12 protein-coding genes are annotated in these 13599 nt (G+C 72.1%); 3 read left to right on the plus strand and 9 right to left on the minus strand.

Features of this window, described 5'->3' with window-relative positions:
• Positions 1–69: 69 nt before the first annotated feature.
• The 8 genes from ACK4LS_RS02625 to ACK4LS_RS02660 form a co-directional block, all read right to left on the minus strand.
• A complete protein-coding gene (locus ACK4LS_RS02625) occupies positions 70–546 on the minus strand; it encodes a dehydrogenase (protein ID WP_409712804.1) in 477 nt (158 codons plus the stop codon).
• Positions 547–656: 110 nt separating this feature from the next.
• On the minus strand, positions 657–1409 hold the full coding sequence (locus ACK4LS_RS02630; protein WP_409712806.1) for an SDR family NAD(P)-dependent oxidoreductase: 753 nt from the start codon (positions 1407–1409) through the stop codon (positions 657–659).
• A 95-nt stretch (positions 1410–1504) separates the two neighbouring features.
• Complete coding sequence (locus ACK4LS_RS02635; RefSeq protein WP_409712808.1) at positions 1505–3256, minus strand: cation:proton antiporter; 1752 nt, start codon at positions 3254–3256, stop codon at positions 1505–1507.
• A gap of 123 nt (positions 3257–3379) precedes the next feature.
• Positions 3380–4603, minus strand: a complete 1224-nt coding sequence (locus ACK4LS_RS02640) for a kynureninase (RefSeq protein ID WP_409713020.1) — start codon at positions 4601–4603, stop codon at positions 3380–3382.
• A 52-nt stretch (positions 4604–4655) separates the two neighbouring features.
• A complete protein-coding gene (locus ACK4LS_RS02645) occupies positions 4656–5594 on the minus strand; it encodes a hypothetical protein (protein ID WP_409712810.1) in 939 nt (312 codons plus the stop codon).
• 10 nt (positions 5595–5604) lie between these two features.
• Complete coding sequence (locus tag ACK4LS_RS02650; RefSeq protein WP_108319259.1) at positions 5605–5862, minus strand: glutaredoxin family protein; 258 nt, start codon at positions 5860–5862, stop codon at positions 5605–5607.
• Between the two features lie 111 nt (positions 5863–5973).
• Positions 5974–7101: a glycosyltransferase gene (locus ACK4LS_RS02655; protein WP_409712813.1), complete on the minus strand. Its 1128-nt coding sequence runs from the start codon at positions 7099–7101 to the stop codon at positions 5974–5976.
• Between the two features lie 158 nt (positions 7102–7259).
• Positions 7260–8408 carry a polysaccharide deacetylase family protein gene (locus ACK4LS_RS02660; RefSeq protein ID WP_409712815.1) on the minus strand — a complete coding sequence of 383 codons (1149 nt, stop codon included), beginning with the start codon at positions 8406–8408 and terminating at the stop codon, positions 7260–7262.
• A 94-nt stretch (positions 8409–8502) separates the two neighbouring features.
• On the opposite strand from ACK4LS_RS02660, the gene ACK4LS_RS02665 reads away from it, so the two are divergent.
• From ACK4LS_RS02665 to ACK4LS_RS02675, 3 genes are all read left to right on the plus strand, one after another.
• Complete coding sequence (locus ACK4LS_RS02665) at positions 8503–9459, plus strand: Gfo/Idh/MocA family protein (RefSeq protein WP_409712817.1); 957 nt, start codon at positions 8503–8505, stop codon at positions 9457–9459.
• A gap of 42 nt (positions 9460–9501) precedes the next feature.
• On the plus strand, positions 9502–10695 hold the full coding sequence (gene chrA, locus ACK4LS_RS02670; RefSeq protein WP_409712819.1) for a chromate efflux transporter: 1194 nt from the start codon (positions 9502–9504) through the stop codon (positions 10693–10695).
• Positions 10696–10816: 121 nt separating this feature from the next.
• A complete protein-coding gene (locus ACK4LS_RS02675; protein ID WP_409713023.1) occupies positions 10817–12400 on the plus strand; it encodes an AMP-binding protein in 1584 nt (527 codons plus the stop codon).
• On the opposite strand, the gene ACK4LS_RS02680 is transcribed toward ACK4LS_RS02675, so the two are convergent.
• A complete protein-coding gene (locus ACK4LS_RS02680) occupies positions 12401–13465 on the minus strand; it encodes a substrate-binding domain-containing protein (protein WP_409712821.1) in 1065 nt (354 codons plus the stop codon). It abuts the gene before it with no gap.
• Positions 13466–13599 lie beyond the last annotated feature (134 nt).

Genomic DNA, 13599 nt, shown 5'->3' on the forward strand with positions numbered 1-13599 from the left:
AGGCGCGCATGTCCGGCGTGCACATATTCGGCGCGCGCGTGTCGGACGGGTGAGTGTCGGACGGGTGAGTCACGCGTGCGTCGGCAGCGTGGCGTCGTGCAGGTGGCGCTCGCCGTGCGAGAGCACCTTGACGATCACCCCGCGGCGGCGCAGATCGGCCACCGCCCGGGTTTCGTCCTCGCGCGTGACACCGAGGGCGTGAACACTCGCGACCACCAGGACGTCGCCTCGGGTGAGGGTGCCGAAGAAGCGGTCGAGGCGAGCGGACCACCCCTCGAGCGTCTCGGGGGCGGGGTGGCGGAAGCCCTCGATCGGCACGCCGAAGCGCGTCAGGTCGTCGCGCTGCTGCACGACCGTCGGCATGTCGGGACGGGACACCACCAAGCCCACGAGACGGGACCCGCCGGGACGCGCACGCCACCAATCGCGGTCGCTCTGCAGCTCGGTGAAGCACTTCGGGCACTCGGCCGCCGCGTGCACGAGGGACACGGCGCCGGTCCCGGCGGCGTCCGTGGATGACGGCATCGTCGGGATCGGATCGCTCATGGAAACCTCCGCGACCATTGTGCCGCATGACCCTGCGAATCAGCCCGCCGGAGCGGCATCGACGCCCGGCCGGCCCGCCGCGCGCTGGGCGACGGGCCCGGGGTCTCGGGTCAGTGGGCCGAGTAGCCGCCGTCGACCAGGTGGTAACTGCCCGAGATGAACGAAGCAGCGTCGCTCAGCAGGAAGAGGGTCAGCGCCGCGACCTCCGCGTCGGTGCCGAGGCGGCCGGTGGCGTGCTCGTTCTCGAGGTGCGTCAGCGCCTCGGGGCTGAGTCCCGAGCGCACGAGCGGGGTGTCGATGAACCCGGGGCCCACGGCGTTGGTGCGCACGCCCTGTGCGGTGTACTCCAGGGCCGCGACCTTCGTCAGTCCGACCAGCGCGTGCTTGCTCGCGACGTAGGCGGCGTTCTGGGCGATGCCGACGGATCCGAGCACGGATGCCATGTTCACGACCGCTCCGCCGCCGGAGGCGACGATGGCGGGCAGCTGGAACTTCAAGCCGTAGAAGACGCCGTCGAGATCGACCGCGCGGACGCGGTCCCATGCGGCGATGTCGTAGTCGCCGATGTTCTGCGCGGGGGCGCCGATCCCGGCGTTGTTCACGGCGAGGTGCAGGCCGCCGTACGTCGTCTTGGCGAACGCGACGGCCGCCTCGGAGTCCTCCCATTTCGCCGTGTTCTGCGTGAAGGCCACGGCGGTCCCCCCGGCGTCGACGATCTGCCGCACCACGGCGTCGGCGGCATCCTTGTTGATGTCGGTCACGACGACCGACGCGCCTTCCGCCGCCAGCTCCCGTGCGATCGCGGAGCCGATGCCGCTGCCTCCACCGGTGACGAGGGCGACCTTCTGGGTGAACCTGCTCATGAATGGACTTCTCTCCCGCAGCCGAGTCACCACGGCTTTCGCGGTGACCGCATGCGCATGAATGGAAACCGCGCGAGCGCGACCGCTATTCCGCCTCAGTCGTCTTCGCCATCGTCGATGCGCAGTTCGAGGCTCAGCTGGTCGGCGTCGAGCTCGGCGAGGGCGTGGCGCAGGGCGGCGGTACTGTACCGGCCGTCCCGGCTGAGGTCGTTGAGCCGCCGCCGCATGGCCTCGATCGATGCGAGGCGCAGTTCGAGCAGGTCGCGCACCCGGGTCGAGGCCTCCTCGTCGGGCGGTTGCACGAGCCGGGCTCCGGCGCGCTCGATCATGTCGGCGGGGAAGGCCTCCCCGTCGCGGCGCGTCAGGGTGCCCGCCCGCACCGCGGCGATCGCGGCATCGCGCAGCTCCGCGTCGAGCGCGCGTTGCTCGTCGCGCGACGGCCCCTCGCCCCCGCCGTCGCCGGAGAGCCCGACGGCGCGCACCACCGCGGGCAGGGTCAGGCCTTGGAGGACGAGGCTGAACAGTGCAACGAGGAAGGCGACGAAGATCAGCAGTGGGCGCTGCGAGGTCTCCGTGGGCAGGGTCTGTGCGGCGGCCAGGGTGACGACACCGCGCATGCCGGCCCACACGATGACGCTGCCGTGGCGGGCGCCGAGGGGAGTGTCGCGGTAGTAGTCGAGGTCGGCCATGGTCCGTGAGATGCGGCCGCGCATCCACCCGATGCGCCGGGCCGCGCGTGCGGGATCGTCAGCCCGCGCCCCGAACTGCTCGGGGGCGGTGCGCCAGGCCTCCTCGAAACGGTCGAGGCGTTGCTGGGCGTCGTCCACGCGCTCCTGATGGCGCGCGAACCCGCGGCTGCGGCGGCCCTGCACCCAGACGAGTCCCGAGACGTAGACCGCGCGCACGGCGAGCGTGATCGCCAGCGCCGAGAGGGCGAGCCACGTCCCATGCCAGAGCCCCTCGTGCTCGCGCAGGTTGGCCGCGACGATGTCTTTCAGCTCGAGGCCGAAGACGAGGAAGACACCTCCCTCGAGGATCAACTCGATCGTGCGCCAGTTGAGCCGGTCGCTGATGCGCTGCTCGGGGGTGAAGCGACGAGCAGCCCCCTGGCCGGTGACGATCCCCGCCACCACAGCGGCGACCAGCCCCGAACCGCCGAGGTGCTCGGTCGGCAGGTAGGCGATGAACGGCACCGTGAAGCTCAGGGCGGTGTTCGCGGCGGAGTTGGTGACGCGCTCGCGCACGCGCAGGTTGACCCAGCCCACCGCGGCGCCCAGGACCAGCGCGATCACGACGGCCCAGGCGAAGGCGCCGAGCGCGTCGCCGAACGCGAATCCGGATGCCACGGCCGCCACCGCCGTACGCAGCAGCACGAGCGCCGTGGCGTCGTTGAGCAGGCTCTCCCCCTCGAGCATCGTCACCACGCGCGCGGAGATGCCCAGGCGCTTCGCGATCGAGGTGGCCACGGCATCCGTGGGGCTCAGGATCGCGCCGAGGGCGATCGCGAGCGCCAGCCCCAGACCCGGGACGACCGCCCAGAAGAACAGGCCCAGCACGAGGGAGCTGAAGACGACGAGCAGCACCGACAGGCCCGCGATCGGCGCGAAGTCACGGCGGAACTCGATGGCGGGCAGCTGCACGGCGGCCGAGTACAGCAGCGGTGGGAGCACGCCGACCAGGATGATCTCGGGGTTCACCGCGATCGGGGGGATGAACGGCAGCAGGCTCACCCCCGCGCCGACGGCGAGGAGCACGAGGGGCCCGGCGATGTTGAACCGCGGCCCGATGACCGTGGCGAGGGCGACCACCACCACACCGGCGACGACGACGATGAGGGGATCGATCACCCTCCGAGGCTAGCCCTCCCGCCGTGAAGGCTCCGAGCCGCGAGACGGCGGCTCGCGGAAGACGCGGGGTGGAGGGGGCGTCGCGCATTCGGCCGGCCCCGCCCACGGGCCGCCCGGCTCGACTCAGCTCTCGGCGCGTACCGCGTCGGCCACGGCGTGCAGGCCGACGAGCGTCTCGGTGAAGCTCGTCGACAGCGGCGACAGCCCGATCCGCAGGCCGTGCGGATCGCGATAGTCGGGGATGACGTCGCCTTCCCACAGCCGCGCGGTGACCCGGCGCATCGCGGGGTGGGAGAGCGTCAGGTGGCCTCCGCGCTCGGCGGGGTCGCGGGGCGAGGCCAGACGCACCCCGAGGGGGGCCAGGATGCCGTCGGCCACCCGCACCGCGAACTCCGTCAGTGCGACCGACTTCTCGCGCACGGCCGCGATGCCGGCGTCCTCGAGCAGGTCGAGCGTGTCCTGCATGGCGAGCATCGCGAGCACCGGCGGCGTGCCCGAGAGGAACCGCCGCATGCCCGCGGCGGGGCGGTAGACGGGCCCCATCGAGAACACGTCGGCGGCGCCCATCCACCCCTGGACCGGCTGGGTCAGCCCGCCCTGGTGCCGGGTGGCGACGTACGCGAAGGCCGGGGCACCCGGCCCTCCGTTCAGGTACTTGTACGTGCAGCCCACCGCCAGGTCGGCGCCCCAGTCGTCCAGCGCCACCGGAACCGACCCGGCCGAGTGGCAGAGGTCCCACAGCACGAGCGCGCCGGCGTCGTGCGCGATCGCCGTGAGCACGGCGCCGTCGGCGAGGAAACCGGAGCGGTACGACACGTGGCTCAGCAGCACGACGGCGGTCCGGGGGCCGACGGCGTCGCGGAGCAGGTCGGCATCCACTCCGCGCGACGTGTCGACCTCGACCCAGACGACCCGCGCGCCGCGCTCGGCGGCGATGCCCTCGACGAGGTAGCGGTCGGTGGGGAAGTCGTCGCGTCCGACGACGATCTCCACGCGCCGGGGGTCGGCCGCGGTCTGCGCATCGAGCGCGGCCCGCAGCAGCTTGTACAACAGCACGGTGGTCGAGTCCCCGATCACGGTCTGTCCGGATGCCGCGCCGAGCGCCAGCGCACCGATGCGGTCGCCGATCGCGAAGGGGAGCTGCATCCACGCTTCGTCCCAGCCGCGGATGAGCCGGCCGCCCCACTCCTCGGTGACGAAGCGCGCGAGGCGCTCCGCGGTCGCGCGCGGCGGGCGCCCGAGGGAGTTGCCGTCGAAGTAGACCAGCGGGGTGTCCGTGCCCACGAAGGCCGCGCGATGGTGAGCGAGCGGGTCGTCGGCGTCGAGCGCCGCGGCCTCGGCGTTCAGCGAGGGGCGCGGCGCCTGGAGCCGGTCGACGGATCCAAAGTCGGGGGAGGGGTCAGTCGACACGGGTGAGCTCCTCGGTGGGGACGACGGTCGCGTGGCGCAGCCAGTCGGGCAGATCGTCGGGGGCGGAGGGGGCGGTACCGGCGACGAAGGTCGAGACGCCGTCCGAGGCCTCGGTGCGCGGCCAGGGGTCGGTGAGGGCGGCCACGAGTGCGTCGCCGCTCACGCCGGCCTCGTGCAGTGCGAGCAGCTCGCGGCGGTTCAGCCCGACGGGCAGCGGGCCGTTGCCGAGGTCGGTTCCGTAGAGCACGCGCCCGCCCCGCGCGGCGAAGGCGCGCAGGTTCGCGATCGCGCGGGCGCGAGGGGGACCGCGATGGATGTCGAGCGTGGAGATCCACGCCTGCCCGGCCGCGACCGCGCGGGAGAGGGTGCGGCGCGAGACGGGGTGGTCGAAGGGCGCGTGGGCGAGGGCCGAGACTCCGGCCTCGATCGCACGCTCGACCTGCCCGGCACCCTGGGCGTGGGCGACGACCGGCAGCCCGCGCTCAGCGGCGGCGGCCACGACGGCCGCGAGCACGTCGTCGTCGAGCACGGGGCCCGCGTCGGCATGGAGGGCGATCTTGATGACCGAGGCGCCGGCATCCGCCTGCGCGTCGACGGCGGTGCGGGCGCCGCCCTCGACCCCCGGGTGCCGCGACGCGTCGGTCACGACGCGCACGATGGCCTCCGGCGCCCATGCCCGACCGCGCGGATACCCGCCCGGCGCGGTGAGGAAGGCCCCGGCGTACGCGACGCGGGGGAGGCCCACCGGACGCCGGGCCAGCGCGACGGGATCACCGCCGAGGTCGACCACCGCGGCGATGCCGCGTGCGGACAGACCGGAAGCATCGACCAGGTGCAGATGCACGTGGTGGTCGACGAAGGCCGACAGCATCGTGCCGGTCTCGGCGGTCAGCGCGCGCCGCACGGGCCACGCGGCGGAGAGGGTCACGCCGACGCGATCAGATCAGCGAGAGCTCGCGCAGCTTGGCCTCGACATCGGCGTTCGACGGCTCGACGTGGTGGCTGGAGTCGGGGTACACGACGACGGGGATGCTCGTGCGACCCGAGATCTCCTTGGCGACGTCGGCCGCGGCGGGGTCGGCGACCAGATCGACGTATTCGTAGTCGATGCCGAGCTCGTCGAGCTGCTTCTTGGTGCGGATGCAGTCGCGGCACCAGTCGGCGCCGAACATGCGGATCGTTGCGTCAGAGGACATGGTTCCAGCGTACGCCGCCGAAGCTCGACGACGGCCGAGTGCCGGGACGCACGCGGTGCGCCGCGGGGTGACCTCGAGAACCCCCGACGACGCGGTACGGCGTCGTGCGCGTCAGGCCGTGACTTCGTCTTCGAGGGGTTCGACGGCGCGGACGGCCTTGCCGACGCGGCTCTTCTTGGGCGCGTAGACCACGAGGGCGTGGAAGACGAAGCGCACCACGAACGCGGCGACGAGGGTGAGGCCGGCCGCGACGACGCTCTGGATGTGCGCCTGGCTCACCAGGACCCAGATGACCGGGATGCGCACGACGGCTTCGATGCCGTTGAAGGTGAACGACTTGACGAAGCGGTGGCGCATGAGGCCCGATTCCGCGCGCATGTCGGCGAAGACGAGGTACTCGAGGGCGAGGAAGTTCGCGACGATGGTGACCACGCTCGCGATCACCGCGGCGACGATGTACTGCACCCCGACCATCTGCAGCGCCCACATGATGGCGAGGTTGGCGACGGCTCCGAGGCCGCCGACGAGCGCGAAGGCCGACATCCGACCGAAGCGGAGCATCGTCAGCTGCAGCAGGAACCGCATGCCCTGGCTGAACGACGCCTTCGACTCCCCCGCGAAGCGGGGCGCGAACGAGAACGGCACCTCGGCGATGCGCATCTGCTTGCGGGCGAGGATCTCGAGCAGGATCTTGAACCCCCGCGGCTGCAGGGTCTCGACCTCGAGGGCGCGGCGGTCCACGAGGAAGAATCCGGTCATCGGGTCGGAGCAGTTGTGCAGCTTCTTGGGGAACATCGACTTGGTCAGCAGCGTCGACGCACGCGACACGGTCGTGCGCACCGCGTTGGCGAGACCGTCGGAGGTGCCTCCGGCGATGTAACGGGATGCCACCACCACATCGACATCGCCCTCTTCGGCGCGGGCGAGCAGGGCGGCGATGACCTCCGGCGGGTGCTGCAGGTCGCCGTCCATCACCACGCACCTGTCGGAGGCGGCGCCCTTGATGCCCTCCACCACGGCACCGCCGAGTCCGCCCTGCGGGTCGTCGCGGTGGATCAGGCGCACCGGGATGTCCGCGGTCGCGGCGACCGCGCGGATGATGTCGGGGGTGTCGTCGGTGGAGTCGTCGACGAAGATCACCTCGACGACTCGACCCGCCATGGCATCCGTCGTGCGACGCACGAGTTCGGCGACGTTCGGACCCTCGTTGAAGGTCGGAACGATGACGGAAAGATCCATGGGTACTCGCGTTTTCTCGGTGAGCCAGAAGTAGACAGCGTAGACCGGCCGACGCGTGCCCCAATGGGGATTGTGACGGAATTACCTGGGAGCTAGCGGGTGTTCACCCCAGCGTCCCTGCAGAGAACACCCGTCTCGAGCGCACATCCGCGTCCCCGTCAGCCGATCGCGGAGCGCAGATCGTCGGCGGTCATGCCGTAGTCGATGCGCACGACGGGAAGCGCCAGCTTATCGGTGCCGATGCGCACGCGCCCTGGCTCGATGGTGCGGGCCATCTCGAAACCGGCTCGGCGAACGCCTTCCCTCGCCGTCTCGTCGGAGTGGCCGTAGGGATAGGCGACGACCTCCTTCGCGCCCAGGATGCGGGCGGACTGCTCGAGATCGGCGGCGATCGTCTCGGCATCCTCGTTGACCATGCGGCCCTTGCCATTCGCGCCGGCACGGTGCATGTCGTGGGTGTGCGAGCGCTGCTGCACGAAGGCGTTGGGCGCGGGGTCGGTACGCGCCGAGGTGATGACGAACGAGGTGGTCAGCAGCTGCCAGTGGGCCACGACCGGCGCCGCGAGATCCACCCAGGTGGGGTCGGCGTCGTCGTCGGTGATGACGACCGAATGCTTCGGCAGGAACAGGGCGCCGTCGATGAACGCGCTCAGCTCGTCCCACGTCGGCAGGTAGAAGTCGGCCTGCCGGATGTACGCCATCTGCGCCTCGAAGTCGCCCACGTAGGCGTAGTTGCCGCGCAGCCAGGTGTCTTCGCCCTCGGGCCTCTCGGTGAACTGGTGGTACATGAGGATCGGGATGCGGGCGTCCTCCGCCGCGTTCGCCGCGGGCGTCGTCCACCCCGCGTGGAGCACCCGCTGCCGCGCGGTGCACGCGACCAGGTCGGCGCCGTTCACGCGGGCGGCGGCGGTCAGGGCGGCCGCGTCGCCGACGGTGGGATACCAGCCGGCGAACACCCGGCCCTCCACCCGGGGGAGGGGCAGCGCCTCGTAGCGCGTGCCCTCGGTCTCGAGGCGCGGTTCGTCGGCGATGCCGTCACCGGCGAACGAGACCGCGCACGCCCGCGGATCCGACGCCGCGGCCAGGAGCCGCTCCGACGCGGTGAGCGGGGCGGACGTGGGGGGCGGGCTCGTCGGCGCTTCGGAGGCGGCGACCGTCTGGACCGGGCCGGGCGCCGGCACCCGCCCCGCGGCGAAGACCGCCACCGCCCCCGCCATCAGAGTGACGGCGAGGATCGCGAGGAGGCCGCGTCGGTGACGGGCACGCCGGGACGCACGTCGGCGTCGCGTGGCTCGGGTGGTGATCATGGCGCCTCGGGGTCGGGTGGGCGATGCGGGGCGATCCTATCCACGCCGTCCGACGCGTCCGCGACACCCGGGACGGCCGCGACATGATGGAGTCATGATCCGCATCGGCATCGTCGGCACCAGCAGCATCTCGCACCGTTTCGCCGAGGCGGTGGCGCAGGTCGAGGGGGTACTCGTCTCGCGCGTCGCCTCCCGCGACGGCGGGCGGGCCCGGTCGTTCGCCGAGGCCATCGGAGCCCCCGGCACCGCGATCGGACTCGCCGAACTGCTCGCCGCGGACGACGTCGACGCCGTATACGTCGCGAGCCCCAACTCCGCGCACGCCGCCCAGATCGCGCAGGCAGTGGATGCCGGCATCCCGGTGCTCGTCGAGAAGCCGGCGGTGCTGTCGGCGGCGGACTGGGATGCCGCGGTCGCGCGCGCCCGGGACCGCGGCGTCGTGCTGCTCGAGGCCATGCGCACGGCGTACGACCCGGGTCTGGCGGTGATCGAGGCGGTGTTGCCACGGCTCGGAACCGTGCGCCGGGTCTCGTTCCGCTACGAGAAGCGCTCCGCCCGATACGACCACGTGCTCGCGGGCGAGCAGACCAACATCTTCGACCCGGCCCTCGGCGGCAGTGCCCTGCGCGACCTGGGCGTGTACCCCCTGCACGCGCTCGTGCGGCTGTTCGGGGCGCCGCGCACCGTGCAGGCGGTGCGCGTGGGCATCGCGTCGGCGACCGACGGTCTCGGCAGCGCGCTCGCCGCCTACGACGGCTTCGTCGCCGACGTCGCCTGGTCGAAGATCACGGACACCGCCCTGCCGAGTGAGATCCAGGGGGAGGAGGGGTCGCTCTCGATCGACGCGATCGACGCCCCGCGGCGTCTCGTGCTCACCCCGCGCGGTGGCGAGGCCGAGGTGATCGTCGTCGAGGCGCCGGCCAACCCGATGGTGGGCGAGGTCGTTCGCCTGCGCGACGCGATCGCGGGGGCCGACATCGCCTCCGACCAGCACCTCACCGCCGTGACGCTCCGGCTGGTCGACGACCTGCTCGCCGCCCCTCTGGTCTGAGTGGTTCACCCGGTGTTTCCTCCGCGGGGCCAGGATCGGAGGATGCGCAGAGCGGGAGACGTGGGCGAGGTGTTCCTCGCCTTCCTGCGGTTGGGGCTGACCTCCTTCGGCGGCCCCGTCGCGCACCTCGGCTACTTCCGCGACGACCTCGTCGTGCGACGCCGGTGGATGGACGACCGCGCCTACGCCGACCTCGTCGCTCTCTGCCAGTTCCTCCCCGGCCCGGCCTCGAGCCAGGTCGGCTTCGCCATGGGCCTGCAGCGCGCGGGCGTCCTCGGGGCGCTCGCGGCCTTCACGGCGTTCACCCTTCCGTCGGCGGTGCTGCTGGTCGCCTTCGCGGGCGGCGCGGGTCTGATCGGAGGCTCCATCGGCGAGGGGGCGCTGTCGGGTCTGACGACGATCGCCGTCGCGATCGTCGCGCACGCGGTGTGGGGGATGGCCCGATCGCTGACGCCCGACGCCCGCCGCGCCGGCATCGCCGTGGTCGCCCTGGCGCTCGCGCTGCTCCTGCCCGGCGCGCTGGGACAGCTCGGCGCCCTCGGTGTGGGGGTGGGGGCGGGGCTGCTGCTCCTGCGCGGCGTCCCCGACCGGCCCACGTCCGCGCTGCCGTCGTTCGGCGTGCCGCGAGCGGTGGGGATCCTGTGCCTGGTGCTCGTGGGCGTCGGGCTCGTGGGCCTGCCGGCGCTGTCGTCGGCCACCCCCTCCGGAGTCGTCGCGCTCGCCGATGCGTTCTTCCGCGCGGGCGCGCTGGTGTTCGGCGGGGGCCACGTGGTGCTCCCCCTCCTGGAGGCCGGCGTCGTACAGACGGGATGGGTCGCTCCCGACGCGTTCCTCGCCGGCTACGGCGCCGCGCAGGCCGTCCCCGGGCCGCTGTTCACCTTCGCGGCGTACCTCGGGGCGGTATCGGGAGTCGGGCCCGGCGGTGTCGTCGGGGCGGCCGTCGCCCTCGTCGCCGTCTTCCTCCCCGGTTTCCTCGTGCTCGTCGGCGTGCTGCCGTTCTGGGATGCCGTGCGCGACAGGCCCCGCGTCCGTGCGGCGATGCACGGCGCGAATGCCGCGGTGGTCGGCATCCTGGGCGCGGCCCTGTACTCGCCGGTGTTCACCACCGCGATCACCGGCCCCGGCCCGTTCGTCCTCGCGGTCGTCGGATTCGTCCTGCTGACGGCGTTCCGCGCGCCGGCGTGGGCGGTGGTGCTCGTGGGGGCCGCCGGAGGGGCGCTGCTCGCGGCGGTCTGAGACGCGCGAGGCGTCATCCTGCCCTGTCCGCGGCTCCCGTGTACACCGGGTGACACCGATCCGGACCGGTGCCACCATGGGCGGACGCAGCGTCGCCGTACCGCCCTCGAAGGAGATCAGCGTGTTCCACAGCCCCTATCCGAGCATCGAGATCCCTGATCAGAGCGTCTACGACTACCTCTTCGGCTCGCTCGACGACGCCGATCTCGACCGCGTCGCCCTCATCGATCCGGCGACGGGAGCCGAGACGACCTATCGGGCGCTCCGTTCCCAGGTGGACGCCTTCGCGGGGGCGATCGCGGCCCGCGGGGTCGACACCGAGACCGTCGTGGCCGTGCTGTGCCCCAACGTCCCCGCCTTCGCGACGGTGTTCCACGGCATCCTGCGGGCGGGGGCCGTGGTCACCACCGTCAACTCCCTCTACACGGCGCGCGAGATCGAGACCCAGCTGCGTGACGCCGCGGCGACGTGGCTGGTGACGGTGTCGCCGTTGCTGCCGCAGGCGGTCACCGCGGCCGCGGCCGTCGGCATCCCCGACGATCGGATCATCGTCCTCGACGGCGCCGAGGGGCACCCCGATCTGCGTTCCCTCCTGGCCGAGCGACGGACGCCACCCGAGGTGGCGTTCGATCCCGCCACCCACGTCGCGGTCCTGCCGTACTCCTCCGGCACCACCGGGATCCCCAAGGGCGTCATGCTCTCGCACCGCAACCTGGTGGCCAACGTCGCCCAGTGCCGCATCCTCATCGACATCCGCAGCGACGACCGTGTGCTCGCTGTCTTGCCGTTCTTCCACATCTACGGCATGACGGTGCTGCTCAACCTGGCGTTGCGGCAGCGGGCCAGCCTCGTGACGATGCCGCGGTTCGATCTCGTCGAGTTCCTGCGGGCGGTGCAGGAGCGGCGTTGCACGTTCTTGTTCATCGCGCCGCCGATCGCCGTCGCGCTCGCGAAGCACCCCGCGGTCGACGACTACGACCTCTCCAGCGTGCACAGCGTCTTCTCGGGCGCAGCCCCGCTCGACGGCGAGACGGCGGAGACCGCGGGGCGGCGCATCGGTGCCCGCTTCCTCCAGGGCTACGGCATGAGCGAGCTGAGCCCGGTGTCGCACGCGATCCCGCACGAGCGCGACGACATGCCGGTCAGTTCCGTCGGTGTGCTGCTGCCCAACGTCGAGGCCAAGCTCGTCGATCCCGAGACCGGCGAGGAGCTCGACACGCACGGCGACGACGGCCTCACGGCGCCCGGCGAGCTCTGGGTGCGCGGACCCAACGTGATGCTCGGCTACCTCAACCGGCTCGACGCGACGGCCGAGACGCTCGACGACGCGGGTTTCCTGCACACCGGCGACATCGCGGTGCACCACGTCGACGGCTGGTTCGCGATCGTCGACCGGCTGAAGGAGCTGATCAAGTACAAGGGGTACCAGATCGCCCCGGCGGAGCTCGAGGCGTTGCTGCTCTCGCACCCGCGGATCCAGGATGCCGCCGTCATCGGCGTCCTCGACGAGGACCGGCAGGAGATCCCCAAGGCGTTCGTGGTCGCGGCCGCGGATGCCGCCCTCTCGGCCGAGGACGTCATGTCGTTCGTGGCGGGACAGGTCGCCCCGCACAAGAAGGTGCGGCGCGTGGAGTTCATCGACGTCGTCCCGAAGTCCACCTCGGGGAAGATCCTGCGTAAAGACCTGCGGGCGCGCGAGGGGTGATCAGAGCCCGTCGGAATGCGTCCGACGTGGCGGGCCGGCGGCGGGGCGGGGCGGCGCGGTGGACCTCCGCGCGATGAGGGTGAGCGGTTCGGGTGAGTCGTCGACGACCTCGGGCGCCCCGATTCCGTGCAGCAGATCGTGCACCGCGCGCCGACCGCGGGCGCGGAAGTCGACGCGCACCGTCGTCAGGGGCGGGGAGAAGAAGGCGGCGTCGGGGGCGTCGTCCAGCCCCGTCACGCTCACATCGCCGGGGACGTCCAGACCGGCCTCCGACAGCGCGAGCATCGCCCCCAGGGCCATCTGATCGTTCGCGGCGACGACGGCCGTCGGGCGACCGCGTGACAACAGCTCCCGCATCGCCCGGTAGCCCGACGCGGCCGACCAGTCGGCCTCGACCACTCCCACCGACGAAAGGCCCTCGACGCGCACGAGGTGCTCGTACGCCAGACGACGGTTGCGGGCGGCCGACCACGTCGGCGGACCGGCGATGTGGGCGAAATCGCGGTGGCCGAGGCTGAGGAGGTGCTCCATCGCCAGGGGGACGCCGTTGAGGTCGCTGGGGCCCGCCACCTCGTCCTCCTCCTGCTCCGAGAACAGCAGGACGGGCGCATCGAGTGAGAGCTGCGTGATCGCCCCGCGCATCTCGTCGGTGGAGGCCAGAGCCACCACCCCCGCGAGGTCGTGCTGCAGGAGGACCTCGAGCGCGCGGGCGATCTCGCCGGCGTTTCCCATGTCGAGGGCGACGATGTCGAGCAGATACCCGGCGTCGCGGGCGGCCGAGCTCGCGCCCTGCAGCACCTGACTCGGGCCGACCTGGTCGATCTCGTGCGTGAGGGCGCCGAGGCGGTGCGATCTCCCCGTGACGAGCGAGCGCGCGGTGAGATTCGGCTTGTACTCGAGGGTCTCGAGGGCGCGCTCGATCTTCGCGCGCGTCGCGGAGCGCTGGTCGATCCCGCGCATGAACCGGCTCACCGACTGATGCGACACCCCCGCCTCGTGGGCGATGTCGTAGATCGTGGCGGGCTTGCGCGTGACTCCGCCGGACGCGGAACGACGGTGGGCCACCTCGATCGTCAGGGCGGTCTCCTCTCTGAGCGGGTGCCGACGGATTCGAGTCTGTATCGGAGACACAGCACTTGCCAAACCCAACTTTTACCGATAACAATAGTCCCGCGCCGTTTCTGTTATCGGTAACAGAA

The sequence above is a fragment of the Microbacterium sp. genome (assembly GCF_046295495.1).
Taxonomy (GTDB): Bacteria; Actinomycetota; Actinomycetes; order Actinomycetales; family Microbacteriaceae; genus Microbacterium.

Coding starts and splice junctions, on each gene's coding strand:
- ACK4LS_RS02625 (WP_409712804.1), bottom strand. CDS start 546: ATGAGCGATCCGATCCCGACGATGCCGTCATCCACGGACGCCGCCGGG.
- ACK4LS_RS02630 (WP_409712806.1), bottom strand. CDS start 1,409: ATGAGCAGGTTCACCCAGAAGGTCGCCCTCGTCACCGGTGGAGGCAGC.
- ACK4LS_RS02650 (WP_108319259.1), bottom strand. CDS start 5,862: ATGTCCTCTGACGCAACGATCCGCATGTTCGGCGCCGACTGGTGCCGC.
- ACK4LS_RS02655 (WP_409712813.1), bottom strand. CDS start 7,101: ATGGATCTTTCCGTCATCGTTCCGACCTTCAACGAGGGTCCGAACGTC.
- ACK4LS_RS02660 (WP_409712815.1), bottom strand. CDS start 8,408: ATGATCACCACCCGAGCCACGCGACGCCGACGTGCGTCCCGGCGTGCC.
- ACK4LS_RS02665 (WP_409712817.1), top strand. CDS start 8,503: ATGATCCGCATCGGCATCGTCGGCACCAGCAGCATCTCGCACCGTTTC.
- chrA (WP_409712819.1), top strand. CDS start 9,502: ATGCGCAGAGCGGGAGACGTGGGCGAGGTGTTCCTCGCCTTCCTGCGG.